Genomic DNA, 25,347 nt, shown 5'->3' on the forward strand with positions numbered 1-25,347 from the left:
TCTATCAGAATACAGGCACGAGAGCGATCGCTAACTTCCAGTGGCTAAGTATCGCATTGTATCCTTTTTTTATGGATCTTTTTTTTGCAATTCCATCAGCAGATAGGTGTTTAACTGGTAGTAGCGTTGGAGTGAGGCAGAGTAAGCAGCGCGTAGTTCTTCGTTAGCTATTTTGGCGCGTAAATCTTCAAATATTTCAATAGCTACTTGAATATGTGTTTGGGCTGGTTGTAAATTACCCTGACTGGATTCTAGGAGAGCTATATGAAAGAGCATTTTGGCTTCCTCTTCCCTGTCCCCAACTGCACGGAGTATTGTTAAAGCTTGGTTGTAGTATTTAAGCCCTTCTTGTTTTTCTCCTAAAGAGTAATTGTAGACAGCGCCAATATTACTGAGGATAGTAGCTTCCCTTCTTCTCTCGCCCACTGCACGGAGTAGGGGTAAAGCTTGGTTGAAGTATTTGAGCGCTTCTTGCTCTTCTCCTAATGAGATGTAGACAAAGCCAATATCGTTGAGGGTGCGGGCTTCCACTTTTCTGTCGCCCACTGCACGCCCTATGGGTAAAGCTTGGTTGAGGTATTTGAGCGCTTCTTGCTTTTCTCCTAAATCAGAGTAGACAATGCCAATATTGATGAGGGTGCTGGCTTCCATTCCCTTGTCCCCCACAGCACGGAGTATTGGTAAAGCTTGGTTGAAGTATTTGAGCGCTTCTTGCTTTTCTCCTAAATTGTCGTAAACTTTGCCAATATAGGCGAGGGTGACGGCTTCCACTTTTGTGTCCCCCACAGCACGGCTTATGGGTAAAGCTTGGTTGAGATATTTGAGCGCTTCTTGCTTTTCTCCTAATGAGCCGTAGACACTGCCAATATTGTTGAGGGTGCTGGCTTCCATTCCCTTGTCCCCCACTGCACGGAGTATTGGTAAAGCTTGGTTGTAATATTTGAGCGCTTCTGGCTTTTCTCCTAAATCGTCGTAGACTTTGCCAATATTGTTGAGGGTTTCGGCTTCCCAGGGTTTATCATCAACTTGTTGCCAAAGCTTCAGCGCTTCTTGGTATTTTGCGATCGCTTGTCGCAATGATTCTGCTGTCCCTTGTTGATAAAGTTTCAATCCCTCTTGAAAAACACGTTCAGCAGCAGCACGAGTGGCATTTTGTTGAGTGGTTCCTGGGCGCTGTGCTATCTGCAACCCTATGTTTCTTGGTGTCGCCCCCACAGCATCAGCAAGCATTACCGTACTCAGCAACAAAGTTAAACTGTAGTGGGTCACTTTTGGTAGAAACCACCAGCAAAACCCCTGATTATTTGCACTCCCCATGATTTATCAGTCTCAATAAGTGATTATTTACAGCCTATCCCGTCGGCATCAATTCCGATTATGTTCACACATGCCTCATCTCGAAGAGACATAAAGATTCTTGCAAGTCTTGGACGAATTTTTGAATCGTGTCGAAGGTAATCCCGATGGATCTATTTCTTACTCTTGAGACTCTACCTTTTGGATAAACTTCTGAATTGCTTGTAAATACGAGTTACTTCCAGGTTGATAAATTTGGACATGTTTTCCTTTTGGAATTAATAAAAGTTGTTTGGGTTCAGGGGCAGCATCATATAACTGCTGACTCATGTAGGATGGAACAATGCTGTCATCAGTTCCATGAATAAATAAAACGGGAAGACGTAGAGAACGAACTTTAGAAATAGAATCAAACTTTTGTGTTAGCAGCAACTCGATGGGAAACATCCGTAACCAATCTCTATATTTGATTTCCTCTGCCATTGATGTAAAGGAGCTTTGCACAATTAATCCACTAGCTTCTGGATGTTTTACTGCCAAATCTATAGCAACTGCTCCCCCCATTGATTCGCCGTAAATGATAATTCTCTCAGGAGGTATTTGTTGTATTTTTACTAAATAATTCCAGGCTATTTGACTATCTTGATAAAGCTGAGACTCACTAGGAAAACTCCCTTTACTACTACCAAAACCTCGGTAGTCAATCACTAATACAGAAAACCCCAACTGTCGCATTGCTTGAAGTCTGCCTATGTAATTGTAGTAACCTTTATTATTAGCAGCACCACAAAAGTATAAAAATGTTTTAGGTGATTTTAAAATTTTTACAGGCTCATTTGGAATTAAAGAAACTTTCTCTTTTGGTAATGGTGCTGGAATCCACCAGCCATGTATATATTCATTAGAGTCGGTAATAGGTAAACGCACATCTTTGTAAGGAAGAAAAAAGTCGGGTGAACTAGGTAGCGTTAAGATTTGTGGAGTGGGGCTAAATATCAAAGAACGCTGCCGAACAAACAAAAATAGACAAGTTGAAATGTAGGCGATCGCTATTGCTCCTAGACTTGTTAGCAGCAGTTTTCGATGATTAAAATATTTCATATTCCTAAAGTTATTTTCCAAAACTACCAAAAGGTGCAATGTCTACGACGGGCTACGCCTACGCCATTTTTATTAGCCCATTTCTAAAACAATCCCCATTCTAGTTTCAGAGTTTCTAACTTAGGATTTTTTACACTCATTCTTCTACACTCTTCTAAAAATTCTTTGACTTGTTCTTCATTAAGACTTAAGCCACCATCTTGTAGATTATTGATGTAAGTAATCACATCTGAAGTTGTTAAAGCCGAACTTATTTCTTCTAGAAGAATAGCATTTCTAACTTCACGACAAACCAACTCAATATCTGATGAAGTAAATCTCCCACTTTTATCTGCCAGGATTTCAAAGTTGACTAGCTGATTAATATCAATTTTTGACAAGTAGTATTGGAATAAATCTCTTCTCTCTACTTGATCGGGTGGAAAAACAGGAATCTTCCAATCCAATCTACCAGAACGCTTCAAAGCACTATCAATGCCACTCAAATAATTAGTAGCAGCAATGACAATTACATCACTATTTTGGAGATTATTTAGTTCTATGAGTAATTGGTTGATAGTTGCTTTTTGGTCTGTGTGTGCGTTGTCATTGTTACGATTAAAACCAATACTGTCTAATTCATCAATGAATAAAAGTGAAGGAGACTTTTTCTTGGCTTGAGCAAAGATATCGCGAATATTCTTTTGACTTTGCCCGATCCAAACACTGACAATATCGGCAGGAGAGAACTTAAAGAAATATCTCCCCGACTCATTAGCAAAGGCATTTGCTAGTAGAGTTTTACCACATCCTGGTAAGCCATAAAAAAGAATTCCACCAATTGAACTTTTGTATCCTTTAGATTGCAGCTTCAGGAGTCTAGTTAGTTTCTCTTTTTCTTCATTCAGCCCTTGTACTTGGCTAAAGTCAAGCTTAAATTCTTTGACGCGGTTAGTAGTTGGATATGCTTGGACTAAACTAGGTTTTTGAGCCACATACTCAAAAGATGGATAGTTGATAGAATCAAATGATACTGGGACTAATTGGTGTTTTTCATAATCAGGAGCCATGATTACAACTTGGAAGCGATCGCCATAATATCCAGAAAACTTATATTCTAATATTTCCTTAGCTTTTTTCAGTTGGTAATAGTTGCGTGCTATCTCAAAACCGGGGATTACCAACCAAAGACTTTCGAGTTTATTTGGCCATACTTTTGATTTTCTCAAAACTCTTTTAATTGAATCTAAAAAGAGATTATTATCCTGAAATTCTTGATATTTGAGAGTTTCTATCTCAACCAACACCTGATTTTTTACATAGACTTCTATGATTTCACTTTGGTACTCTTCATCATCATCCGATGTATTTTCATCTATTGTTTCCTCATCTCTGGAGGTCAACTCAACTTCACAGCCGATATTAGACAATCCATATCCGATACTTTCCAATGTTTTAATAGCAAAATATTTGAGATAGATATATTCTTTACTTTCCTGTTGCCACTTCAGGGTGTAAAAATGTTCAGCTTTCATCTTCAGTAATAACTGTGACTCAGCCTGTATCTGGGCTTTTTGTAATTCTAGAAAGTAATCTTGCAAAGATGTATCATCTTCCTCTATTTCATAATATGGAAGTTCCAGCAGTAGACGAAAATGGGCGTATACTTCCTCTTTATGTTCAATAGAGACTTCATTTGGATATTTACACCTGAGAGTAAAAGTAAAAGGAATTTTACTGGCAACTCTATCTACTAAGTATCCTAAAGCATCTTCTTGCTGATGAGCTTGGATTTCTAATACCGATGGACAATGAAATAAAATGAAAAACTGTTCAGAATTATATTTATTCGCATATAGGGATATCTGTTCAAACTGCTGATCAAATTTTTCAGAATCAAGCAATTCTAAACCAGTGTTGCCAAGTATAATACTGGTCATGGTTGAGCGATAAAACTGAAAAATACTAGCATCGGAGATAGAATTTTCTTGTTCATCTTCACAATCTTTATCTTCTGAAGCAATACTTGTAGGAATTTTCCTAGCGGCAGCTTTTGGTATACTATTATAGCCACCATACTGATATTTTCTAATTAATTCATAATTAAAGATTTTGACAACAATATCAGAGAAGAAATCTTCTACTTGTGGAATTAAAAAAATACCTACTGGCTGTTGAGAATCTAAACATGCCTGGAATCGTTCATATTCTTGTTCAGAGCCAAAATCAAACAAGTAGTAGAAAAAATCGTGTTTGACTGAAATTGCCTCTTTTAGTTTGGCTGAAATAGATTGAGATTCAGCAACTTCATTTATTGGTTCTACACCTTTAATAGAAATAGCTATTTTTGTATCTAAGGGAATATGCAAATTCAACTGAGGATTTGCACAAAGCCCCAATTCATCAAGAGCAGTATTAAAATCATCTATGAATGATTGACTTCTACGCTGGTAGCCAAACTGTTCTATGATAGTTTTGACTCGTAGGCTTTTTTGAGTTTTACCAGTTCTCTGGAGTTTACTTTTAATTGTACGTAAGTAGTCTGTATATGACATTTTGTGAGCATCCCAAGGAAACTAAATATATAGTTCCCTAACTTACATATCCAGTTAACTCACACAAGCAATGTCTTTATCAGGACTTACGCAAGTGTCACAAAAAATAAAATTTTTTTGCTTGTAGTAAGGGCTTCAGCCCTTATTTTGAGGACTAAAGTCCTCACTACAAACTTAAAATAATATGCCAGTTGCGTAAGTCCTATTTATTTTTGTCCGAGAGTACGATAAATAATCATGCACAATCCATCGCTACAGCCGGGTTAGTGCGAGATTAGATGGAGGTTCAGTAGTGTTTGAAATCAACAGGCGGCGGATTAACCCCAGGTGGAATATCACCGAAGACTTGGCTGGGTATATGTTTATGATGCCCACCATTCTAGTTTTGGGAACTTTTGTAGTTTTACCCATTCTCTACGCCGTTTTTCTTTCCTTGCAAAAAGTTCAACTTCTTGGCGGTATTGAGTACGAATTCATTGGTTTTCGGAACTTCACGCGATTAGCTGAAGATGAAAGAGTTTGGATTGCTTTGAGAAACACAGCCGAATATGTAGCCATTGTTGTACCAACTCAAACTATCCTGGCTTTAATTCTGGCGGTAACTCTGAATTCTGGAATTCGCGGTAAAAACTGGTGGCGTATCCTCTATTTTTTGCCGACAGTCACTTCTTCAGCAGTGCTGACACTCATCTTTATGTGGATTTATAACACTGATGGGCTACTAAACGATTTTCTCGCTTTTGTGGGGCTACCTACTTATAACTGGTTGGGTGATCCAGCAGTTGCGCTCAAAGGCATTATGATCATGAATATTTGGTCAACCGCACCGTTTTTCATGGTGATTTATCTGGCGGCGTTGCAAGATATACCCCAAACACTTTACGAGGCCGCGGAACTTGATGGTGCAAATGGATGGCAGCAATTTATCCACATTACTCTTCCCTTACTTAAGCCTGTAACCTTCTTTGTGGCAACAGTGGGGGTAATTGGCACTTTTCAACTTTTTGACCAGTCTTACATCTTCTCTGGCGGTACTGGCGGGCCAAACAACGCTACCTTAACTGTGGTGCTGCTGATTTATCAAGCTGTGTTTCGGAATTTACAAATGGGATATGCCGCTGCGATCGCATTTTTGTTGGCAGCAGTGATTATTGCCATCACTTTGATTCAGCGGCGACTTTTTGGAGGTGAACGCATTTGACTAACATCTCTGGCTTATCATGGCTCAAAGCCCTGTTGTATGTCTTGCTGACACTCTATGCCATCATTACCCTAATTCCCTTTCTCTGGGCACTTTCAGCATCATTTAAGCCGCTAACAGAAATTGTCAGTGGTGAACCCAACTTTCTCCCCAAGAATTTTACTCTCGATAACTACAAGCAAATCTTTCTTCAAGAACCGCTATTTTGGCGCTGGTTGTTCAACAGTGTAGCGATCGCCATTAGCGTCACGCTTTTAAACTTGTTATTAAACTCAATGGCTGGTTATGCCTTGGCAAGACTGCGCTTTGTAGGTAAGCGCTTTTGGTTCTTCTTAATTTTGGCTGTCCTGGCAGTACCAGCGCAAATCACCCTAATTCCAACATTTTTGATTTTGAAAGCGATCGGCTGGCTAAATTCTTACCAAGGCATGATTGTGCCTAGCATGGTGAATGCCACTTTTATCTTCATGATGCGGCAGTTTTTTGTTAACTTTCCTAAAGAACTAGAAGAAGCAGCTCAACTGGATGGCTTAAATACTTTTGGAATTTTTCGACATATTGTCTTACCTCTGGCAAAACCAGCACTAGCAGCACAGGCAGTGTTTGTATTCATGGGGAGTTGGAATAATTTTTTACTGCCTATAGTTATCCTATTTGACCCAGAAATGTTTACCCTTCCTTTGGGGCTGAACACCTTTAAAGGTCAATACATCAGCTATTGGAACTACATTATGGCGGCTTCTATGGTCTTCACTCTGCCCGCTTTAGGTATTTACGCCTTTTTTAACCGTTACTTTATTCAAAGCGTCACCTTTACCGGGGGAAAAGGTTAATAGTCATTAGTCATTAGTCAAGAATTAAAAATTCTTCCCCTGCCCCATTCCCAATGCCCCATGCCCAATGCCCCATTCCCTAAACAGTATTTTGGGCAACAAATTGCACTCCTAACGTGATATTGGTATTACAGAGACTCAATCTCTATCTATTAGTTAACAAGCATTATGGGTTTTGCAGACCTATCGATCGCAGAGATAGCAGCCGACTACAGCATTCCTGTAGAAAAAGTGTTTTCTCTGTGCAACCAACTGGGAATCGCCTACAAACACCAAAAGACCCGTTTGGCGTTAGAAGATGCAAAGGCAATTATTTCCCAAATATCGTCTGAAACACACCCAAAAGGTACTAGCGACTCGGTGGGTGATCATGAGGTCAACTGAAGGGTGATCTCGGCTTTGGCTAATCACTGGTAGCTAATGGCAAAAAACAATGAGTCATTAGCAATTAGCAGCTTGGAGATTGAGAATCGCTTTCTTAGCTGTGTTGAGCGTCAAAATTTTTTTAAGGGGAAACATGTTTAGAAGACTAATTGGCGTTGTTGTGGCCACTGTTTTACTCTCGTTTCAGTTGTTTGTCGGTAGCGCGACAGCAGTGGAACTGGACAAAGCTACCCGAACAGTGCCATTAAATACTCAAGGTGAGGTCACCGTACTCAGCCTTAAACAAGTCAAAGAAGGCAAACGCTTATTTAATTACGCTTGCGCCCAATGTCATGCTGGGGGAGTTACCAAAACAAACCAGAACGTGGGACTAACTCCAGAGGATTTGGCACTGGCAACACCCAACCGTAATAACGTTGAAGGCTTGGTGGATTACCTGAAAAATCCCACTACTTACGACGGGGAAGAAGAGATTTCCGAAATACACCCCAGTATCAAAAGCGCAGATATTTTCACAGCAATGCGAAATCTGACAGATGATGACTTGGAAGCGATCGCCGGTCATATTCTCTTGCAACCCAAAATTGTTGGTACTAAGTGGGGAGGTGGAAAAATCTATTACTAAATCCCGGAATTAGTACTGAGTCATTGGGAATTGGGCATTGGGAATTGGGTATTGGATATTGAAAATTGAAAATTGAAAAGAGGCAGAGGGGCGGGGTGTGGGGCAAAGGGGAAAACTCTTCTCCCTGCTCCCTTGCTTCTTCCCTATTCCCCATTCCCCATTCCCTAGTTTTCACAACAGCACAAAATGTTCCTGTTTAGCACACAAAAAAATTTGAAAAACCATAATATTCCTAAAGAAAAAATAAAAATCTCTTATTTAACTGTTTACCTTGATTCACGGGCTTTTTGGGCTATGGCAATCTAGTATTTATTACTGATTGCACAGCTTTTTGCCATAAATTGCTCCCCATTATTAAAAAAAAATTGTATCTATGACAGATTGTCATATTTGGTGTTGATTTTATTTAAAATAGAGAAAGAGAAAAAAATTAGATGTTAGGAGAGAGCTATGAAATTAATTTCGGCAAGCTGGCGACGCCTTAGTTTAGCTGTATTGACAATCCTTTTAGTTGTTAGCAGCTTTGCTGTTTTTACTCCCAGTGCTTCGGCTGAAACCTATCAGGTGAAATTGGGTAGCGATAAAGGAATGCTCGCATTTGAACCGAAAAAGTTGACTATCAAACCAGGCGACACAATTGAATGGGTGAACAATAAAGTTCCTCCCCATAATGTTGTGTTTGATGCTGCCAAAAACCCCGCTAAGAGCGCTGATTTAGCGAAATCTCTGTCTCATAAAAAGATGTTGATGAGTCCTGGTCAAAAGGAAACAACTACCTTCCCCGCAGACGCAGCACCTGGTGACTACACCTTCTACTGCGAACCCCACCGTGGTGCTGGCATGGTTGGTACAATCACAGTCGAAGGCTAGAAACATTGTCGTTGGCACAAGATGATTTCTCAGTGAAATTAGCTCATAGCAACACGCCACACTCCTAGAGTGACGCACAAAATGTATAAATGGCGGTAACGAATCCCATCCTCCCCTAAGACGCTAAACAACCTGTGGCGATGGAAGGGTGAACTCGTTACCGCCAATTTTGATCAAATTTGACTTAATCGGGGATTAATCACGTTTATACTCTTGCTGGAGGCTTGTTGCGAGGAAATTCTGTTGAGAATACTTTTATTAATCTTACTGTCGGCAATCGCTCTATTCAAATTGACATTCATTAGTCCAGCCCTCGCTGCCGAACCATCTAATGGGGCTAAAATTTTTGAGGCTAACTGCGCTTCTTGCCATATAGGTGGCGGTAACATCCTTATCAGCCAGAAAACCTTGAAAAAGGAGGCATTGTCAAAGTACTTAGAAAATTATGATAGCGACTCAATTCAGGCAATTATCCACCAAGTACAAAATGGTAAAAATGCCATGCCTGCCTTTAAAGGCAAGTTAAGTCATGAGGATATTCTTGAGGTAGCTGCTTACGTATTCCAAAATGCAGAACAAGGCTGGTAAATTAGCATACTGTCTAGTTCTTGTGGGGTAAGCATCTTGCTAGCTTTAGGTTACGGGCAAGCGAAACACTCACCCCACAATAATTTAGTTGAGTATTCTTTTATATATAAATCCTATTTGATTGCGTAAAAAAACTCAGTACACATCTTTTTTCTTTCTTATTCCCTATCCCTCACTACGCAAGTTAGTTCAGGAATAAAATCCCATTTTTATATGACGAACTAGCGATCGCCAGTTCGTCAACTGCTAAAAACGATATTCTAAAGATGAATGATAAATTTATAATTTTTATCATTCATTGCTTCTAGCTTGTTTATTAATCCAAAACCACCCACTGGTGATTATTTTTCTGGATTAGACTTTTGTCTGTTTTCTTTCACTTCGCGCAACCGTTCTACTAATTTTTGATCAGATTCAGCAGAAGATGTAGCCTGACCACTATTTACTCTCGGCAGCACTAATGGTTCGGAAGTGGTAGCTGCCGATGAAGGTGTGGGCTGATTATTTCTGATTCGTAGTTCAGATAATGGTTTGGGAGTAGTTGTCGGTGATAACTCAGGCTGATTGCTATTAACTCCTGGTGCAGCTAATGGTTTGAGAGTACCTGTTGATGCAGGCTTGGGCTGGTTATTTCTGATTTGCAGATCAGGGAATGGTTTAGCAGTAGCTGCTGGTAAGGGGGTAATAAGCTGATTGTTATTGACTCCCGGTGCAGATAATGACGAGGGCTTTTGCTCTTGAGTAGCCCCAGTGGTATTGCTAGTGTTGTTTTGGAAAACGAGGTTAAAGGGATAGGAACTGATTTGTTTATCTCCCTTGGGGGATTGCTTGTTGAAGTATTCTCTTGCTTTTGATTGCAATTCAGGGGAAACTAACTTGTCTTGAAATTTGATATCTAAGACCTTGCCATCAGGATCTACCACTAATACGCCCAAAACAGCACCTTCAAGATTCGGCTTATCTGTGGGTAATATTTGGCGGATGACTGATTTTTGTTCAGCGTTAGGGTATTCTTGCTGGACTTCTTTTCTCAGGTTTGCGTAAGAGTCTAGCTGTGCAATTGTCTGTTGAGTTCCCTTCAACGATAAATCGGCTGTCTGGGATGTGCTTACCCTAGTTCCGATTAAAGTATTCTCACTCCTTGGAGCTTGTTTGAGAGAATTTATCAGCTGGTTTTGAGTCATTTTAGACGCATCATTCGCCGATGGCGTCATTTGTGCATTCGTATTTACCTGTGCTGTTGCAATGGGGGCAGTGTTAGATAAGTTTGGAGATTGGGCATTCCGCAGAATATCATCAGGTACTTGTTGCGACTGCAATTCTGGCAACCTATTTACAGCAAGGGGCTGAGGTGGCTCGTATTTGCTGGCACTGTCACTCACACTAGGAACTGATGGAGAGAATTTGGGGCTGGTATTGAATTTAGAGGTGTCAACTCTAGAGGCATCAAATCGCAAATTGTCACTAGGAATCATCCGCAAAGACTGTCTTGTAGGCAAAGAGGAGACTCGATAGTTATTCGATGATGGGGGTAGTGGAGGCAGTACTAGCTGACTGGATGGCGGTGGCGCTAATGGAGGTAATCCAGTTTGGGCACTAAAGTTTGGAGCAGAAAGTGGCGCTATTGGAGGAAGTTGTTGTAAACCAATTTGGGGAGTGCTTTGGGGCAAGCGGTTTTGGTCGGCTTGGCTCAATGCCAAAAGTCCGACTGTTTTTGATGATGCTGTTTCTTTGGGCTTGTTAGACTCCATAGGCATCAATGGCACAATCATAGCGATCGCACCGTGAATGCCAAGAGAAGCTATAGCTGCTATCCCAATTGGCTGGCTTAAGATATCTGGTATATTTTTCAGCAGGGAGACGTAAGACATAGCTGTTATCGTTCACTCGACTCAGTTGCAGTTGACTAGCGATTTTCTCTTTCCGACTATATTGCAATATTTTGCAAGATATGCGTCCCTCTAAGGAAATAATATTTTCCTCTCTTGGCAATCAAAATCGCTAAAATTGCCATTTATTCAAATTTTTAATTGATCAATGACGGTGTATCATATTTTTCAATTCGATCTTGCTAATAGAGATATTTGAAAAATTACTACCTTTGATTTTTTTTATTGTTATGGCGCACACAATTAAAATTTATTTATATTTGGGATACTTATAAAGTTTAAGTGAACCCACAAGTCTGAGTACATTAAAACATTTGCTGAAGTTGCCTGGTTTTTTTACTCAACTACGCTCTTGTAATAGATGGCACACTTGCTTGTCCGAGACTAGTCCCTATGTGAAAATACTATCACATCAGCAGCCCCTAAAACTGTTGCAAACTCTACAATTTTATTGATATTCTCGCCCTAAACCCCACTAAAGCAATTTGGGTTTTTATCAAAGGAGTTAGTCAGACATCGCAATTCTAGCTTCTGAATCATGACGACTTCTTCATCAAAGAAGTTCAGACCCTCAATATTGCAATCCAAGATTTAAAATGCCGTTACCGACAGTTATTTTGCCTGGATATCTGGAAAGCGCGATCGCTTATCGTCAACTAGAACAATCTCTACAGCAGTTAGATTTTCCCACAACTACAGTTCCACTGCGACGGCGTGACTGGCTACCCACTATTGGAGGAAGACCTGTAACGCCAATTTTGCAACAACTAGATCGCACGATCAACAATACATTGCAGCAATATAATGCTACTCAAGTTAATTTGATTGGTCACTCAGCCGGAGGTTGGATATCCCGCATCTACATGGGAGGAAAGCCCTATTTAGCACGCGGCGATGTCAAGCCATTTCTTTGGGAAGCGCATCCCCTGGTTGCTACTCTCATCACCTTGGGTACACCCCACATTAGCCAAGAACGCTGGACGCGCTTCAATCTTGATTTTGTCACTCATAATTACCCAGGAGCCTTTCACAAAAACGTTCGTTACGTTTGTGTGGCTGGCAAAACTATCTTTGGAGAAAGACGACGCGGTAGTTGGTTAGCTTATAGTAGTTACCAATTAACCTGTGGTAAGGGTAACACTTGGGGAGATGGAATCACACCTATTGAAGCTGCTCATTTAGAAGGGGCAGAAAATCTGGTGATTGAAGGTGTGAGGCATTCTCCGAGAAGTCCTGGGATTTGGTATGGTTCACCAGAACCCTTAAAAGCTTGGGTGCAATATTTGATTTAAAAAACTCATCTTTTTATGAGAAATGCAACATTTATTAATATTTCTTAGTTAAAATATAATAAGAATAAATACCTAGTTAAGAACAGGAGGGGTGAGCTATGCAAAGCACCCAGTTCGATAGGATTTTGCGACGAGTAGCGACGATAATATCGGTCGTGATTCTGACTCTGTGCCTAATTTATATCTCTACCGGAGTTTTACTGTCTTTTTACTATGAACCGACAGCAGGCGGGGCTTATAACTCATTGAAGATGATTAATACACAACTGCCATACGGCTGGTTGTTTTGGAGAGCGCATGATATTGCTGGTAACGCGGTAATTGCGATCGCTCTCATTCAACTTGTGGTGATGTTTTTAGGTCGGCAATTTCGTAAGAGTTGGCTGGCTGCTTGGATTAGTGGGATTTTGTTGACCTTAAGTGCGATCGGGCTGAATTGGACAGCCATGATCCTAGATTGGACTCAGGAAGGATACTGGCGTTTTAGCATTGAGCTAGGAACCATCGAAGCCATTCCTTTTATTGGTGGCCAACTGCGCGACATCCTAACTGGCGGTGGAGCCATTAACACAATTACCGTCGAACACCTTTACACAATCCACAGTTATCTGATTTCGGTAGCGACGCTAATCCTTGCGATAGTGCATTTGTCTGCTTTACTCTGGCAGGAATCGCAAATGTATCAAGCTGAGTGGGAAGTTAGGAGTTAGGAGTCATTCAATTTTGGATTTTAGATTTTAGATTTTAGATTTTTCCTTCAATCTAAAATCCAAAATTCAAAATCTAAAATTACCCCCGCCATCTTATGCCCCAGGGGTGTCAGTAGTGAAAAGTTGAGATATTTTGGCGAGGGGGACTTCTTCAACTTCTGGTAACTTTTCTAAAGAGAGGCGAGTAGACTGGGTAGCACCAGATAAACGTTTTAAAAGCTTAGGTCTAGGATCATGCAAAAGGTAGATAATGCGATCGCCAACTTCCCAATCGTATTTTACTGGTACTACCTGTAAGCGTTCTTCTCGTTCTACTAATAGCGGTATCAACGCCCCAGTCCTAATCATTTCTTGGATATGCTCATTTTGACTAGAAAATTCTGACTCAGTTAGGGTAGTTGTTCCTAACTTGACTCGTCCATCATTCAAATATTCATTCCAAGTCTTAATTGCTAAGTCTGGGATAAAAGCTTGATTAACTTTATTACTAACAGAAGTACTCGCTTGCGGATTACGTGGGAAAACAGCTAAGACGCGCGGCGGATTGAATTCCTCAGATGCTCGTTGAGCCAAAACAAAATTCACCTCGCCATTACTTGTCATAGCCAAAAAAGTACCCATAGAGGCAAGTCCAGCCTCTTCCAGAACAGCGGCATCAAGCGCACTGCTGGCAATAACTCGAAGATTTTGCGCCTCAGCTTGAACAAGACATTGGGGGTCAGTATCAATCATGACCACATTCTCACCCCGTTCTTGAAAGAATCGGGCAATCAAAAGACTCAAGGGATTACAACCCACAATCACTGCCCCAGTTGCATCTTTGGAGGTGATTTGCAGCCATTTAGCAACCCAGCCAGCTGTTAGACCTTGGCAAACAACAGTCATGATAATTGTCAAGAATACCAGAGCTTTAATGGAATCACCGCCGTTAATGCCTCGCTGTGTCAGCGAAATCGCAAAAAAAGAAGCTACGGAGGCAGCAACAATTCCTCTAGGAGCAACCCAACTTAAAAATACTTTCTGTCGCCAGTTTAGGTCACTGTTCCAGGTACACAACAGAATATTAATCGGGCGAACGACAAACATTAATACCAAAACAGTGAATAAACTACCCCAACCCAAAGCAAAAACACTAGCAATGGATAAATCAGCAGCTAATAAGATAAATAGCACTGAAACGCTGAGAATTGTCAACTGACCCTTAAAGCTCCGTAACAGCCGTTCTTCCGGGACTGAGGAGTTAGCAAAGACTGCTCCTGCCACGACTGTTGTCATTACTCCCGATTCGCTACGGATCATTTGCGATAAGGTAAACAGGCTCCAAAGTATTGCCAACACCACTAAGTTTTTTAGCTCAAATGACAGAAAACTGGCGCGTTTGAAAATCAAACTCATCAGATAACCGCCAGCACCACCAATTGCCGCACCAACACCCAGGCGCATCAGCAAACCGGCGATCGCATTAATGGGGTCAGCATCGCCGTTCAAAATCGTATCGAGGACAACGAAGGCGAGGATAGCGCCTACAGGGTCAATTAAAACCCCTTCTCCTTCCAAAAGTGTTGCCACTTGCCGATCTACATTTATTTGTTTAAGTAAAGGGCCAACGACGGTTGGGCCTGTCACCACAACGATGGAGGCATAAAGAAAAGCTATATTCCAAGGAAATTCACCCAGCCAGTGAGCAGCCATACTCCCACCAAGCAGTGTGATCAGCGTTCCTAGGGTGACGAGCAATTGCAGGCTAACTGAAACTCTACCTAACTCTCGTAGATCCAAGTTAAGTCCGCCTTCAAACAAAATTATTGCCGTTGCTAGGGCAACAATAACTTCCAGCCCAGTGCCCAACGAATGGGGATGCAATAGCCCTATGCCATCTGAGCCAAAGAGGATGCCCAACAGCAATAACAAGACGATGCTGGGTATGCGAAAATATGCAGCCAGCACTTGGGCGCTAATGCCTGCAAAGACAGCGATCGCCATCTGTAGGGTGATATCAAAAGATGCTTCCATGTTGTAGATTTTGAGCGATTTATTTCAAAATCTTTTGTAAAAAACCGTAGATATTAACTTTACAGGGTACAACATCATACCTTTTGTCCATTGCTGAATTTAGCGTTTTTTCGATCTGTGTATCCCCCAAACTTCTGAGCACAGGATGCCTCAGCATCCTGTGGCTTACCGCAGAAGCTTCTACGGAATTTTTTGTGCGTCTCCATGTCTTTGTATCTTTTTGAAGCTTTTACTCCACCCAGTTTACCTGCCACAAACTTTTTTTGGCAAAACCTGTTGACAAAGGCAAGAAAATTGGTTAATTTATAAAAGGTCTGAGTCCGATGCCCCCATCGTCTAGAGGCCTAGGACACCTCCCTTTCACGGAGGTAACGGGGATTCGAATTCCCCTGGGGGTACTAATAAAAGTAGAAGTGTGTATTTCTACGAAGCTATAAACAAAAACGATCATCCAGAGTTACTCCTGAATGATCGTTTAGTTATACATACGGTTCTTTACTAGCTAACTCTTCTACACGTTGGTGAATAGCCAGAAGATTTAACCGAAGGTCTTTACTCAGGCGATTTTCAATAATTCCCACTGGCATAGTGAGTTTAGGCCAAACTTGAATTGTGTAGCAAAGATTTGTTCCTACATACTCACCGAGGGAATAAGGCTCTAAGCACCAGCTACCAGAAAAGCCTTTAAAATCTCCCTCTACCATCCGGAAATTAATTTCTTTGGGGAAGCATTCTTCCAAATCTAGAACCACCCGCGCAGAAAAATTGAAATTCAGTAAGCGCTGGGAGCCTACTTGCTCAAGTCTAATTCCACCATTAGGATGCTCGATTAGACGACTCTTGGCGAGGTTAGGGAGAAAGTCAGACAAGGCTTCATAATCTGTCAGAACCTTCCAGATTCGTTCCACTGGTTGGGGAATTTTAACTTTAGCGCTGATTTGCCGCTGTCGTTCTGCTATTTTCTCAATTTGGACTTCTACCTTAGCTGCCAAAGCGATTGTATCAGCAGTCAAATCCCCTTCGAGGTTGATGTCATCACTAGGAGACTGGAAATCAGGGTTCTCTGTTGTGTTCTGTTTTTTAGTCACTTTCAGAATTATGGTTTGCTTTCGTCAGAGAATTGGGGCAGAGTCAGGGTGAAGCAAATTTCGCTCTGTTCAGAATCCGAGATTGGGAGACTTTGAACAGCGATCGCTCCATTCAAATGCTGCACTAAAGACTTGACTAGAGCAAGTCCCAAGCCAGTCCCCGGGGTCCAACGCCCTTTCCCACGACGGAACTTGTCAAAAATATAGGTTGCTTCTTCTTCGGAGATAGCACGTCCTGTATTCGTCACCTTCATGATAACTTGATCAATTTGTTGATCAACTCGGTGAGCAGCTTGCAAATGGACGATAGTATCATGCTCTGAGTATTTACAGGCATTCGTTAACAATTCTTGCAGGATGCGGTCAAAACTCTCCAGTTCAGTTTGCAGTTTTAGCGATTCCTCTGGTAAATCTACAGAAATTTTTAATCCCTTCTCTGCAAGTTTTTTCTCAAAAGATGCTGCTATATCTAGGATTCTAGTATTTAAATCTATAGATTCTAATTGCGGGGCTTCATGAGGCGACTCTAGTTTTTGGAGTGTCAACAAGTCATTAATCAAGTTGATTTCCTTTGTACATTCCTGTTCTAGGATATCCAGGTATCTAACTTGACGCTCTGGTGCTATTCCTGGCAAACGCAAGTTACGAATTGACATCAGCATATTTGTCAGAGGATAGCGCAAGCGATCGCTCATGTTGCTCAAAAATTCATCTTTGAGTTCGTTCAGTTTCCGTAGCTGCTCGACATACTGCCGTGTTCTTTCATGCAATTTCGCTTGCAGTTCCAAACTACTCTGGAGTTTCGCTGTCCGCTCATCTACCAAAGTTTGCACTTGGCGTAATGTCTGTGACTGAATTATGGCGTTACTCACTTGAGCACAAACCATTTCCACTAGATTTAATTCTGCTGGTTGCCAACTCCGAATCACAGATTGCTGTAGCACTAAGAATCCTAAGATTTTACCTTGACTCTCTAACGGCATTAATAGCACCGCAGGAAATTCCTCGACTGCAAATAATGGAGCAGCTGTCGAAATATCGTTTTGATCTGTATAGTCATCGAAGATTACTGCTTTTCCAGAATCTATGAAGGCACGCTGGCATAAACTACAGTCTGAAAGCAAGAAAGACTGAGTTAAAGTATCTAGTTGACTAGTGCGAAGACTTTGTGTTTCCCTAGACCATTCACCGATCACAGTAGCTTTCGCTTTGGGAATTTGTTTTTTAGCTTGAGTCCTAAATAGTGGATCTGTATATTTTAGTGATATGAGCAAACCCCGATCTGCCTGAAGAGATTCGGCAGTAGAGGCGATAACTAACTGGAGCATTTGATTAAGCTCCAAGTTGCTGCGACTCAATATAGTTAATTGCTTGATCAAGCTTTGATACTGATTGCTCTTTTGCAGGTGCTGTTCTTGATAAGCAATTAGTTGAGCTTGTGCCACTCTAGAAAAAGCGATCGCGCAAGCCGACCCCACTTCTGTGAGTAATTGTTTTTCTGATTCACTCCATTCATAGGGTTGGAATTTAATCAGATTAATCACTCCATTATTATTGCCACCAAATCTGGTGGGAATTGCCAAAACAGTTTTTATTGGTAGTGGCAAATATTGACACCCAATTACCAGACTGTTCTGAATAATGGAAATGTCTTCAATAGTCAATGCTTGGGCAGCACATTGCAGCACTGGCGAGTGCATGAGCAACTGTTCCATCGAAAACATTTCTTCGGGATGTGGCAACCCTAAATACTCATCAGCACACCAATTAGTAGTAGTCGCTTCGGCGGATGTCTCACCCGTCACGGAAACCAAGCAGCAGCAATCTACTTGAAAAGCAACTCCTAGCAATTGGGCAATATCTTGCAGCATTAATGCCGTCGTTGAGCTATTGGCAATGATTTGGTTAATCTTTTGTACCAACTGGCGGGCAGGTTCTTCCTGATGCTGCATCAGCTTGACTTGGTAAGGTTGTAGTCGATCTATGTCATCTACGTAATGTGGCGGCGATGATAAAGGCTTTTTCATTATTGGCACGCCCTTGGATAATAACCCCGTTGTTCTTGCACCCAACTTCTTGGCATATTTTTCACCGTTAGTTGTGTTGCTACACCCTGATAATTGACAAATATTGTATGAATACTTTCTTTCACCTGTTATAGCCCTTTTCTATCTCAGATGGCCAAATTTCCACTGTATCAAGCAAATTGCTACATTGGTACATAAGTAAATAGAATACTTAAGATATCCTATAAATGCTTCAGTTAGCTTATTTTTAACTGCTTTATGTTGAAATAATTCACTAACTTTATCTTCTCTGTAAGTATACACAAACCGTAATTTCTCTGGAATTCTAGCAAAATTGCCCTTTGGCTCACGTAAAATTACTTAATTTAGTTTATAAATTTTTATTACAGTTTGTAAAAAGCTAGTAGGTTTAACAAGTTACTCTTTTATCTCCGTAACTCTCAGTAAAATATTAATGAAGCTAAATTTTGAATGCAGCCCAATTATTAGCAATAATAACTGGGCTGCATTCATTTGAATATAAGACTATCCAGCCAAACTCTCGACACTCAGAGGAACCATATCGCCATTCCTCGTCAGTCCTAACAACATCGGTTGTTGGGGTTGAATTAGTTGACCTGTAAGTACACAGCGTTCTTCCTGCTGAGCTGTGGCAGCGATGCTAGCTCGAATGTCCGCTCGCGAAAATCTCGGCTTCCACTCACCTGATTTTTGCTGGACATAATTCCAAAGGATATCTCGGATCAGAGCTTGATATCCCTGATTCCCAGCAATTTCTTTGAGTTTATCTTTGAGTTCCCGCTCTAGGCGGATGCTGGTAACTTCCATGTCGGTGGTTGGGGTGCGAGCGATCGTATGCATTAGTTTTTCTCCTTAAAGGTATAGACAGGATAGTAATACAAGTGTAGTATGTTTAAAGGAATGTTCAATAGGTGAAATTTTCTGTGAAATCCATTTACCCCATCTCTACTTCAATTTTGTGTGCCACCAATCGCCGAGCCGGTTGGGAATCCGCTGTTATGGAAGTGGAGTATTTATTTATGGGCGATGGTAGCCGAGATTATGGGCAAATCACAGAGGGTAATCATGATTTTAGACATCTCAGCATTAGTGCGCTGATTGCAAAACCAGAACTAGATGAACAAGGCGGGGGGTACAGACATAGAAATACTGTACCGATATGAGACCAGAAAATTTTCCGGTCAATTCTAACCCCCGCTTCACCGAAAACTTGAAGCGGGGGTTTTTTTATAAGGAGTTAAGCTGTGACGATATCTTCCATGCGCGGCGCGAACGCAATGCAAGTGTTAGAGCAATCTGTGGTGGTGTTTTCTCAAAATTACTTGCCACTATGTCGGATCAATATCAAGCGGGCAATTGTGCTGTTAGTAACCAACAAAGCCCAACCCCTTGGTTTTACCACAGAAGGCGGATGGCAAGTTCACTCACCCAGTTTGGTAATTGATGTACCAAAACACATTCGTTTGACAATCACTTCCAATGAGCGGATGTGGAAAGTTCCGCCAGTGAATCGGCGGGAAGTGTTGCGACGAGACCATCACAGTTGCCAATATTGTGGCAGCGGCAAACATCTAACGCTAGATCATGTGATGCCGCGTTCTAAAGGCGGTTCTCACACTTGGGATAACGTAGTCGCAGCTTGTGAAAGATGTAACTCCCGTAAAGGCGATCGCACCTTGTTTGAAGCTGGTATGCAACTGCATACCAAACCAAAAGCACCAATTCACCCCGCGATTTCTTTTGCTGAACAGTTTTGGATAGATATGCAAGCAAACCTGGAATAACAGGAGAGCATAAGGAATGCTGAAATTAACTTACACTGAAAGCAGTTTTGATTTGGAATGTGTCACTCTGTCGCTAGAAGAATGGGTAGCGCAGCGAGTGATTTTAGCCCTGCGAGTTGGGCAAGGTTTATGCATTGAACCCACTACCGCTTCCTTTTTGCTTCCTGTTGATTTGCCAGGAGTAGAAGTACTCAGGGCTGAGGTAAAAAGAGATGACAGAGAAATCATTGCCCTCTGTGCGTGCGATACCGAATACATGGAAGTCACCCTGCGGGGTTCTTGGCTATCAGATAGTTCTAAGGATGCTGTCGGTGTGTTTGTTACCACTCTGAGCGATCGCGCTGAGTTCTTTTTGCACAAACTTTGGCAGGAAGCTCAAGAAAGCAGTGCTTCTGTCATGAGCGAATAAACGAAATAGTAGGGTGAGTATAACTTCTCACCCTTTATTATCGAACAGAATTCAGGAGTCAGGATTCAGAATTCAGTTGGGTATTCTGACCGAAAAAGCGGGCCATCATCAATACAACCCAGCAATAACCTTTTCGTTGTTGCTGGGTTGCATCTGATCAAGCATTTTTCCTTGAAATTTAGCTGGGGCTGTAAAGGTAGGGTTTACTACTGGCGCATTAATTTGCCCTTTTGCTGGACAATCTTGAACTTGTGCAGTATAGATTTTGCTTATTAGCTGGTTCAACTCAATTGTGGGGAAGTGCCTGGAGCAATACTACAAACTGTAATCATAGTGGCGATCGCGACAACACTAATTATCTTTTGTCGGTTGAGGTAGTTATCTGTGACTTCAGGCTTTTAAATAGTCATCCAAGCATAACTGTAGTTTCAATACGGTTCGGTTAAGGCTTTTTGATGAAAATTTTAGATCACAAAGATTCGATAATTTATCACAAAGACGCGATGAATCGCGTCTTTTGCCTTAACCGAACCGTATTGACTGTAGTTTGACTTTTAAGAGGGCTTAATGAAGTTCAAATCTAAGTACAGAAGCTTTTCTAGACAATTTCAAAAAAACTTTCTAAAACCCCTTGACACCTCTTGTAGTATTTTGTAGTATATTTGTAGTGAGGCGAAAGACAAAGCTTCTCAAGAGTCAAAGTTATGTTCTACATACAACTAAAGGACAGGCGTTGGAATAAACCAGAGTCCCCAGTCAACAAAGCTGCTTTTACTTGCAAACCATCGGCAGTAGAGGCAATAAATGAAAAAAGTTCTAAATTTGCACTCATCAAAACCACTGAATACATCCGTAATACACAACAGGCTTGCTACCTAGAGTTTCGGTTGTTTTCCTAACAGTAAAAAGTCAATTATCTGAACCTTGAAAACTAAATAAGAAATGGGCAAGTTCACCAACAAAATCTGTGCCTAAAAACTTAAAAGTTTAGGCACAGATTCCAAAAAATCGGGGTGTAGCTCAACTGGCTAGAGCGTTCCGTTGTCTGCGGAAATGTTGCGGGTTCAAATCCCGTCACCCTGGTTGTAGTCCCGTAGGCGAATAGTTTAAGCCGTCAGCCTCTCAAGCTGAAAATTGCGAGTGCGAATCTCGTCGGGACTCCCAAATGGTCAGGTAGCCAAGTTGGTAAGGCGTTGGTCTGCAAAACCGATTAGCGCGGGTTCAAATCCCGCCTTGACCTCTGTCGCAGCGTAGCTTAACCAGCAAAGCCCCAGGTTCATACCCTGGTATATGCGGGTGCAAATCCCGCCGCTGCTACCAAATGCAGGGATGGTGTAACGGTAACACCTCGTGACTCCAAATCCGATGTTCTAGGTTCAAATCCTAGTCCCTGTGTCAGACAATTTTGGATTTTTAGATTAATAAATTTAATCCAAAATCTAAAATTCGGTAAATTATGCCCTCGTGGACTAATGGTTAAGTCAGTGTTCTTTCAAAGCACAGATGCGAGTTCAATTCTCGTCGAGGGAATGATTACGGGTCGGTGGCCGAGTCTGGCTGAAGGCGACAGTCTGTAAAACTGTTCTTTTTTGCACGCAGGTTCAAATCCTGCTCGACCCACTATGGAGAGGTGGCTGAGTGGCTGAAAGCGTCCTCCTGCTAAGAGGAAGCGGGTAGCTAATACCCGTCGCAGGTTCAAATCCTGTTCTCTCCGTTTTGAGAGTGTGGTGTAACTGGATAACATCTCAGTCTACGAAACTGAAGATTTGAGGGTTCAAGTCCCTCCACTCTCGTTACATGATCTCTTCTCCTATCCCCCGGTAGCTCAGTCGGTAGTTAGCGCCTGTTTGAAAAACAGGAGGTCGTCGGTTCGATTCCGACCTGGGGGGCTTCGTTGCCTCATAGCTCAATGGTAGAGCAAGCGGCTGTTAACCGCGCGGTTGTAGGTTCGAGTCCTACTGAGGCAGCCATTCATTGCCGGGTGGACGAATTGGTAAGTCGCATCGCTCTGAACGATGAGGTTGCAGGTTCAAACCCTGCCCTGGCAATAAAGCCCTGTGGTGTAATTGGCAACATAGCGCCCTTTGAAGGCGAAGATTCCAGGTTCGACTCCTGGTGGGGCTGCCAAACTCTGCTCCTGTAGCCCAATTGGAAGAGGTGGCAGACTTAAAATCTGTTTTGTTGTGGGTTCGACTCCCACCAGGAGTACCAACGGGATGTAATTCAGCGGCGAGAAGCCATGCTTTGGGAGCATGGAGTCGCAGGTTCGAGTCCTGCCATCCCGATATGCCCCTGTGACGGAACTGGCATACGTGCTGGAATCAGAGTCCAGATTTTGCAGGTTCAAATCCTGTCAGGGGTACTAAGCTCTCGTGGCGGAACGGAAGACGCACTAGACCGAGGATCTGGTTTTTTACAGGTTCAAATCCTGTCGGGAGTACCAAAATATCTGAGTGTGGCGATAGGTGGAAGCGCGGGAGTATTGGAAACTCCAGGTCGTAGGTTCATCCCTACCACTCAGACTTTGCCCTTGTAGCCCAACGGAAGAGGCGCTTCGCTTAGAACGAAGAGGTTACTGGTTCAAATCCAGTCAGGGGTATTGGTGAATATGCGGAGATGGAGCAACGGTGGCTCGTGGGGCTGCATAACCTGAACATCGGCAGGTTCAATTCCTGCCAGGACTACCAAATATTGGGAGTGTAGCTCAATGGAATAGAGCTTCGAGCTTCTACCTCGAAAGTTGTAGGTTCAAGTCCTACCACTCCCGCCTAAACAAGTTAAAAGTCAAAAGTCAAAAGTTAAAAGAATGAATTTAATATTTCTCTTTCTTTTTGTTTTTACTTTGCTCTTTTTACTTATTTGATGGGGTCATAGCTCAAATGGCTAGAGCGCCTGCCTTGCAAGCAGGAGGTTATGGGTTCAATTCCCATTGATTCCACTGATGGTGTCTGAAGCCAAAGTGGTCAAGGCGCTGGTTTGTGGAACCAGTCAGAGCGGGTTCAAGTCCCGTCAGACGCCCCTGAATGGAAGATGCCGCTGAATGGACGGCAACTGGTCTTGAAAACCAGGGTATGGGCAACTGTAGGGGTTCGATTCCTCCATCTTCCTCTTTTTCCACCTGAAGCCGAAAAGCGAGGCGCTGTGCTGATAACACAGAAATAGGAGGGGCAGTACCTCCCTGGTGGATTTATATCTAAATGTTGGTGTTAACAACGTTTGCAATGTAAGTATACGATCGCACTTGCTCATTTCTTTTTCTTAACTAGGGTGGTTAGCATACCGGCTGTGCAGCGGGCTTTTAACCCGCAGAAATAGGTTCGACCCCTATACCACCCACTAAACAATTAAAAATTTAAAATTAAGAATTAAAAATTAAGAATTGCAATTTTAGCTAGATTTTTGGCAATTGCTAATATGCAATTTGAATGCACATTGGGTTATGAATAGCAACTAGCGATCGCTAGTTGAGCATGTTGCAATAATATATCTTTATCCAAAGCATGTATGGGATATTGCGGTGTTACTGCCAGTAGTTTTTCAATTCTTTCTCTGGCTGCCTCCACTACTGATTCGTCTAAGCTACCCTTGGTAAGGGAATCGACGAAATCTTCAGCAATCTTATATGTTCTTTCAATAGATGATGAATTGATATTACGCGAAACAATAAACAGGTCGCAGCCTGCATGAAATGACTGCGCCACAGTACCAGCTTTCATAAACATCTCTGAGATAGCTTTCATATCTAAGTCGTCAGATACAACAACTCCCTTAAAGCCAAGTTCTTCTCTGAGTATGGTTTTGAGGATAACTTGGGAAAGGGTTGCTGGCACTTCAGCATCTATCCTGGGAAATAAGATATGAGCAGTCATAATCAAAGGAATTTGTACTTCGATTAAAGCTTTGAAAGGTATAAGTTCTCGAAGTCGCAGGTCTTCTAGAGTTAAATTCAGTATTGGTAGCTCAATGTGAGAGTCTTTGCTGGTGTCTCCATGTCCGGGGAAGTGTTTGGCGCATCCTAAAATTCCTGAATCTCGAAGTCCAAAGTAGTAGTCACGCGCACCTTGAGTAGCTGTTTCGGGAGTGTTACCAAAGGCGCGAGGCCCAATCACGGGGTTGTTGGGATGGGAAAAAATATCTGCTACAGGTGCCCATGATAAATTGATGCCCAGTGATTTTAATTCTATAGCTGTGGCTTTTGCTACTTCGTAAGCGTGCGATCGCAACAACAACCCATGAGGAAAGCGGGTAATTGGCGGTGGTGTACGAATTACACGACCTCCTTCATGATCCAGAGTCATGAACATTGAGTCACGTTCAGTATATTCTCGTATTTGGCTGTTCAAATCCTTGAAGCTTTCCAGCCAAACCTGATATGGAGTGCCATCCAAAAAATTCTTAGCGAAAAAGATCACCCCAATCGGTTTTAATTCATTGAGTGCGCGTTTATCGTCATCGCTTAATGTAGTGCCAGAAATACCTAGAATCAGGTGATGTCCAAAGCGCTTTAGCTCCTGCGATACACTCATAATCTTTTACCTATAAGTTGTGAGGTAAACAACTGGGTTGTTGAACCTAGAGGACTTGACACTCACCGACCTAAAGGTGCGGTAATTCTTGGTTCAGCGAGTCCACTTAAACTAGACCCCTTGCGGTATCTAGCACAGAGGTGGTTCTCTCCCCAA

The 25,347-nt window shown here is 42.0% G+C and carries 22 protein-coding genes and 25 tRNA genes; 37 read left to right on the plus strand and 10 right to left on the minus strand.

Annotated features, from left to right (window positions below):
* Positions 1-69: 69 nt before the first annotated feature.
* The 3 genes from ABF638_RS04115 to ABF638_RS04125 all read right to left on the minus strand — a co-directional run bounded on the left by ABF638_RS04115 (position 70) and on the right by ABF638_RS04125 (position 4,931).
* Positions 70-1,317 (minus strand): tetratricopeptide repeat protein, encoded by a 1,248-nt coding sequence (locus tag ABF638_RS04115; protein ID WP_435020513.1) that lies wholly within the window; start codon positions 1,315-1,317, stop codon positions 70-72.
* Between the two features lie 159 nt (positions 1,318-1,476).
* Positions 1,477-2,397, minus strand: a complete 921-nt coding sequence (locus tag ABF638_RS04120; protein ID WP_435020515.1) for an alpha/beta hydrolase — start codon at positions 2,395-2,397, stop codon at positions 1,477-1,479.
* Between the two features lie 83 nt (positions 2,398-2,480).
* Positions 2,481-4,931 (minus strand): ATP-binding protein, encoded by a 2,451-nt coding sequence (locus ABF638_RS04125; RefSeq protein ID WP_435020517.1) that lies wholly within the window; start codon positions 4,929-4,931, stop codon positions 2,481-2,483.
* A gap of 292 nt (positions 4,932-5,223) precedes the next feature.
* On the opposite strand from ABF638_RS04125, the gene ABF638_RS04130 reads away from it, so the two are divergent.
* The 6 genes from ABF638_RS04130 (at position 5,224) to petJ (ending at position 9,432) form a co-directional block, all read left to right on the plus strand.
* Positions 5,224-6,132, plus strand: coding sequence for a carbohydrate ABC transporter permease (locus ABF638_RS04130; RefSeq protein WP_435020519.1), 909 nt, complete (start codon positions 5,224-5,226; stop codon positions 6,130-6,132).
* Positions 6,129-6,965, plus strand: coding sequence for a carbohydrate ABC transporter permease (locus ABF638_RS04135; RefSeq protein ID WP_435020521.1), 837 nt, complete (start codon positions 6,129-6,131; stop codon positions 6,963-6,965). Before ABF638_RS04130 ends, ABF638_RS04135 begins: the two co-directional genes overlap by 4 nt.
* 168 nt (positions 6,966-7,133) lie before the next feature.
* Positions 7,134-7,349 (plus strand): hypothetical protein, encoded by a 216-nt coding sequence (locus ABF638_RS04140; protein WP_435020523.1) that lies wholly within the window; start codon positions 7,134-7,136, stop codon positions 7,347-7,349.
* Positions 7,350-7,482: 133 nt separating this feature from the next.
* Positions 7,483-7,974, plus strand: coding sequence for a photosystem II cytochrome c-550 (gene psbV / locus ABF638_RS04145; protein ID WP_435020525.1), 492 nt, complete (start codon positions 7,483-7,485; stop codon positions 7,972-7,974).
* 450 nt (positions 7,975-8,424) lie between these two features.
* Positions 8,425-8,844 carry a plastocyanin gene (gene petE, locus ABF638_RS04150; RefSeq protein WP_435020527.1) on the plus strand — a complete coding sequence of 140 codons (420 nt, stop codon included), beginning with the start codon at positions 8,425-8,427 and terminating at the stop codon, positions 8,842-8,844.
* A gap of 243 nt (positions 8,845-9,087) precedes the next feature.
* Positions 9,088-9,432: a cytochrome c6 PetJ gene (gene petJ / locus ABF638_RS04155; protein ID WP_181932149.1), complete on the plus strand. Its 345-nt coding sequence runs from the start codon at positions 9,088-9,090 to the stop codon at positions 9,430-9,432.
* A gap of 341 nt (positions 9,433-9,773) precedes the next feature.
* Here the strand turns inward: petJ and ABF638_RS04160 are convergent, their stop codons facing one another.
* A complete protein-coding gene (locus ABF638_RS04160) occupies positions 9,774-11,303 on the minus strand; it encodes a hypothetical protein (protein WP_435020529.1) in 1,530 nt (509 codons plus the stop codon).
* Between the two features lie 614 nt (positions 11,304-11,917).
* Between ABF638_RS04160 and ABF638_RS04165 the strand changes: the two genes are divergently transcribed.
* Together ABF638_RS04165 and ABF638_RS04170 are read left to right on the plus strand one after the other, a co-directional pair.
* Positions 11,918-12,613: an esterase/lipase family protein gene (locus tag ABF638_RS04165; RefSeq protein ID WP_435020531.1), complete on the plus strand. Its 696-nt coding sequence runs from the start codon at positions 11,918-11,920 to the stop codon at positions 12,611-12,613.
* Between the two features lie 98 nt (positions 12,614-12,711).
* Positions 12,712-13,323, plus strand: coding sequence for a cytochrome b N-terminal domain-containing protein (locus tag ABF638_RS04170; RefSeq protein ID WP_435020533.1), 612 nt, complete (start codon positions 12,712-12,714; stop codon positions 13,321-13,323).
* Between the two features lie 93 nt (positions 13,324-13,416).
* Here ABF638_RS04170 and ABF638_RS04175 read toward each other — a convergent pair whose 3' ends face one another.
* Complete coding sequence (locus tag ABF638_RS04175; protein ID WP_435020535.1) at positions 13,417-15,336, minus strand: cation:proton antiporter; 1,920 nt, start codon at positions 15,334-15,336, stop codon at positions 13,417-13,419.
* Between the two features lie 325 nt (positions 15,337-15,661).
* On the opposite strand from ABF638_RS04175, the gene ABF638_RS04180 reads away from it, so the two are divergent.
* Positions 15,662-15,734 (plus strand) — tRNA-Glu (locus ABF638_RS04180).
* A gap of 81 nt (positions 15,735-15,815) precedes the next feature.
* On the opposite strand, the gene ABF638_RS04185 is transcribed toward ABF638_RS04180, so the two are convergent.
* From ABF638_RS04185 to ABF638_RS04200, 4 genes are all read right to left on the minus strand, one after another.
* Positions 15,816-16,424 (minus strand): SRPBCC family protein, encoded by a 609-nt coding sequence (locus tag ABF638_RS04185; protein WP_435020537.1) that lies wholly within the window; start codon positions 16,422-16,424, stop codon positions 15,816-15,818.
* Positions 16,425-16,432: 8 nt separating this feature from the next.
* Positions 16,433-18,451 carry a GAF domain-containing sensor histidine kinase gene (locus ABF638_RS04190; RefSeq protein WP_435020539.1) on the minus strand — a complete coding sequence of 673 codons (2,019 nt, stop codon included), beginning with the start codon at positions 18,449-18,451 and terminating at the stop codon, positions 16,433-16,435.
* Positions 18,451-18,576: a hypothetical protein gene (locus ABF638_RS04195; RefSeq protein ID WP_435020541.1), complete on the minus strand. Its 126-nt coding sequence runs from the start codon at positions 18,574-18,576 to the stop codon at positions 18,451-18,453. Before ABF638_RS04195 ends, ABF638_RS04190 begins: the two co-directional genes overlap by 1 nt.
* A gap of 400 nt (positions 18,577-18,976) precedes the next feature.
* Positions 18,977-19,312, minus strand: a complete 336-nt coding sequence (locus ABF638_RS04200; protein ID WP_069070862.1) for a hypothetical protein — start codon at positions 19,310-19,312, stop codon at positions 18,977-18,979.
* Between the two features lie 71 nt (positions 19,313-19,383).
* On the opposite strand from ABF638_RS04200, the gene ABF638_RS04205 reads away from it, so the two are divergent.
* From ABF638_RS04205 to ABF638_RS04340, 28 genes are all read left to right on the plus strand, one after another.
* Positions 19,384-19,635 carry a hypothetical protein gene (locus tag ABF638_RS04205; RefSeq protein WP_069070861.1) on the plus strand — a complete coding sequence of 84 codons (252 nt, stop codon included), beginning with the start codon at positions 19,384-19,386 and terminating at the stop codon, positions 19,633-19,635.
* A 114-nt stretch (positions 19,636-19,749) separates the two neighbouring features.
* Positions 19,750-20,256, plus strand: coding sequence for an HNH endonuclease (locus ABF638_RS04210; protein ID WP_435020609.1), 507 nt, complete (start codon positions 19,750-19,752; stop codon positions 20,254-20,256).
* 16 nt (positions 20,257-20,272) lie between these two features.
* Positions 20,273-20,665 carry an alr0857 family protein gene (locus tag ABF638_RS04215; RefSeq protein WP_181932141.1) on the plus strand — a complete coding sequence of 131 codons (393 nt, stop codon included), beginning with the start codon at positions 20,273-20,275 and terminating at the stop codon, positions 20,663-20,665.
* Positions 20,666-21,369: 704 nt separating this feature from the next.
* Positions 21,370-21,564, plus strand: coding sequence for a hypothetical protein (locus ABF638_RS04220; protein ID WP_181932139.1), 195 nt, complete (start codon positions 21,370-21,372; stop codon positions 21,562-21,564).
* A gap of 110 nt (positions 21,565-21,674) precedes the next feature.
* A tRNA-Asp gene (locus ABF638_RS04225) sits at positions 21,675-21,748 on the plus strand.
* A 4-nt stretch (positions 21,749-21,752) separates the two neighbouring features.
* Positions 21,753-21,829, plus strand: a tRNA-Glu gene (locus tag ABF638_RS04230).
* A 3-nt stretch (positions 21,830-21,832) separates the two neighbouring features.
* Positions 21,833-21,905: transfer RNA gene (locus ABF638_RS04235), tRNA-Cys, on the plus strand.
* 4 nt (positions 21,906-21,909) lie between these two features.
* A tRNA-Met gene (locus ABF638_RS04240) sits at positions 21,910-21,985 on the plus strand.
* Between the two features lie 3 nt (positions 21,986-21,988).
* Positions 21,989-22,060: transfer RNA gene (locus tag ABF638_RS04245), tRNA-Trp, on the plus strand.
* A gap of 64 nt (positions 22,061-22,124) precedes the next feature.
* Positions 22,125-22,195, plus strand: a tRNA-Glu gene (locus tag ABF638_RS04250).
* Between the two features lie 7 nt (positions 22,196-22,202).
* Positions 22,203-22,285, plus strand: a tRNA-Tyr gene (locus tag ABF638_RS04255).
* Between the two features lie 4 nt (positions 22,286-22,289).
* A tRNA-Ser gene (locus tag ABF638_RS04260) sits at positions 22,290-22,379 on the plus strand.
* A gap of 4 nt (positions 22,380-22,383) precedes the next feature.
* A tRNA-Arg gene (locus tag ABF638_RS04265) sits at positions 22,384-22,458 on the plus strand.
* A gap of 21 nt (positions 22,459-22,479) precedes the next feature.
* Positions 22,480-22,554, plus strand: a tRNA-Phe gene (locus ABF638_RS04270).
* Positions 22,555-22,560: 6 nt separating this feature from the next.
* Positions 22,561-22,635, plus strand: a tRNA-Asn gene (locus tag ABF638_RS04275).
* A gap of 5 nt (positions 22,636-22,640) precedes the next feature.
* Positions 22,641-22,713: transfer RNA gene (locus ABF638_RS04280), tRNA-Gln, on the plus strand.
* Between the two features lie 3 nt (positions 22,714-22,716).
* Positions 22,717-22,792: transfer RNA gene (locus tag ABF638_RS04285), tRNA-Gln, on the plus strand.
* A 6-nt stretch (positions 22,793-22,798) separates the two neighbouring features.
* Positions 22,799-22,876: transfer RNA gene (locus tag ABF638_RS04290), tRNA-Leu, on the plus strand.
* A gap of 1 nt (position 22,877) precedes the next feature.
* Positions 22,878-22,950 (plus strand) — tRNA-Pro (locus ABF638_RS04295).
* 3 nt (positions 22,951-22,953) lie between these two features.
* A tRNA-Leu gene (locus ABF638_RS04300) sits at positions 22,954-23,027 on the plus strand.
* A gap of 4 nt (positions 23,028-23,031) precedes the next feature.
* Positions 23,032-23,108, plus strand: a tRNA-Leu gene (locus tag ABF638_RS04305).
* An 83-nt stretch (positions 23,109-23,191) separates the two neighbouring features.
* Positions 23,192-23,264 (plus strand) — tRNA-Leu (locus ABF638_RS04310).
* Positions 23,265-23,283: 19 nt separating this feature from the next.
* Positions 23,284-23,352: transfer RNA gene (locus tag ABF638_RS04315), tRNA-Cys, on the plus strand.
* A 6-nt stretch (positions 23,353-23,358) separates the two neighbouring features.
* Positions 23,359-23,432 (plus strand) — tRNA-Arg (locus ABF638_RS04320).
* Between the two features lie 97 nt (positions 23,433-23,529).
* Positions 23,530-23,603: transfer RNA gene (locus ABF638_RS04325), tRNA-Ala, on the plus strand.
* Positions 23,604-23,609: 6 nt separating this feature from the next.
* Positions 23,610-23,683, plus strand: a tRNA-His gene (locus tag ABF638_RS04330).
* Between the two features lie 7 nt (positions 23,684-23,690).
* Positions 23,691-23,773 (plus strand) — tRNA-OTHER (locus ABF638_RS04335).
* 157 nt (positions 23,774-23,930) lie between these two features.
* Positions 23,931-24,001: transfer RNA gene (locus ABF638_RS04340), tRNA-Lys, on the plus strand.
* 101 nt (positions 24,002-24,102) lie between these two features.
* Here the strand turns inward: ABF638_RS04340 and nagZ are convergent.
* Positions 24,103-25,191, minus strand: coding sequence for a beta-N-acetylhexosaminidase (nagZ, locus tag ABF638_RS04345; RefSeq protein WP_435020545.1), 1,089 nt, complete (start codon positions 25,189-25,191; stop codon positions 24,103-24,105).
* Positions 25,192-25,347 lie beyond the last annotated feature (156 nt).

It is taken from the genome of Nostoc sp. CALU 1950 (assembly GCF_051172895.1).
GTDB lineage: Bacteria > Cyanobacteriota > Cyanobacteriia > Cyanobacteriales > Nostocaceae > Nostoc > Nostoc edaphicum_A.

Coding starts and splice junctions, on each gene's coding strand:
- ABF638_RS04115 (WP_435020513.1), bottom strand. CDS start 1,317: ATGGGGAGTGCAAATAATCAGGGGTTTTGCTGGTGGTTTCTACCAAAA.
- ABF638_RS04120 (WP_435020515.1), bottom strand. CDS start 2,397: ATGAAATATTTTAATCATCGAAAACTGCTGCTAACAAGTCTAGGAGCA.
- ABF638_RS04125 (WP_435020517.1), bottom strand. CDS start 4,931: ATGTCATATACAGACTACTTACGTACAATTAAAAGTAAACTCCAGAGA.
- ABF638_RS04140 (WP_435020523.1), top strand. CDS start 7,134: ATGGGTTTTGCAGACCTATCGATCGCAGAGATAGCAGCCGACTACAGC.
- psbV (WP_435020525.1), top strand. CDS start 7,483: ATGTTTAGAAGACTAATTGGCGTTGTTGTGGCCACTGTTTTACTCTCG.
- petE (WP_435020527.1), top strand. CDS start 8,425: ATGAAATTAATTTCGGCAAGCTGGCGACGCCTTAGTTTAGCTGTATTG.
- ABF638_RS04160 (WP_435020529.1), bottom strand. CDS start 11,303: ATGTCTTACGTCTCCCTGCTGAAAAATATACCAGATATCTTAAGCCAG.
- ABF638_RS04165 (WP_435020531.1), top strand. CDS start 11,918: ATGCCGTTACCGACAGTTATTTTGCCTGGATATCTGGAAAGCGCGATC.
- ABF638_RS04170 (WP_435020533.1), top strand. CDS start 12,712: ATGCAAAGCACCCAGTTCGATAGGATTTTGCGACGAGTAGCGACGATA.
- ABF638_RS04175 (WP_435020535.1), bottom strand. CDS start 15,336: ATGGAAGCATCTTTTGATATCACCCTACAGATGGCGATCGCTGTCTTT.
- ABF638_RS04190 (WP_435020539.1), bottom strand. CDS start 18,451: ATGAAAAAGCCTTTATCATCGCCGCCACATTACGTAGATGACATAGAT.
- ABF638_RS04200 (WP_069070862.1), bottom strand. CDS start 19,312: ATGCATACGATCGCTCGCACCCCAACCACCGACATGGAAGTTACCAGC.
- ABF638_RS04210 (WP_435020609.1), top strand. CDS start 19,750: ATGCAAGTGTTAGAGCAATCTGTGGTGGTGTTTTCTCAAAATTACTTG.
- ABF638_RS04215 (WP_181932141.1), top strand. CDS start 20,273: ATGCTGAAATTAACTTACACTGAAAGCAGTTTTGATTTGGAATGTGTC.
- ABF638_RS04220 (WP_181932139.1), top strand. CDS start 21,370: ATGTTCTACATACAACTAAAGGACAGGCGTTGGAATAAACCAGAGTCC.
- nagZ (WP_435020545.1), bottom strand. CDS start 25,191: ATGAGTGTATCGCAGGAGCTAAAGCGCTTTGGACATCACCTGATTCTA.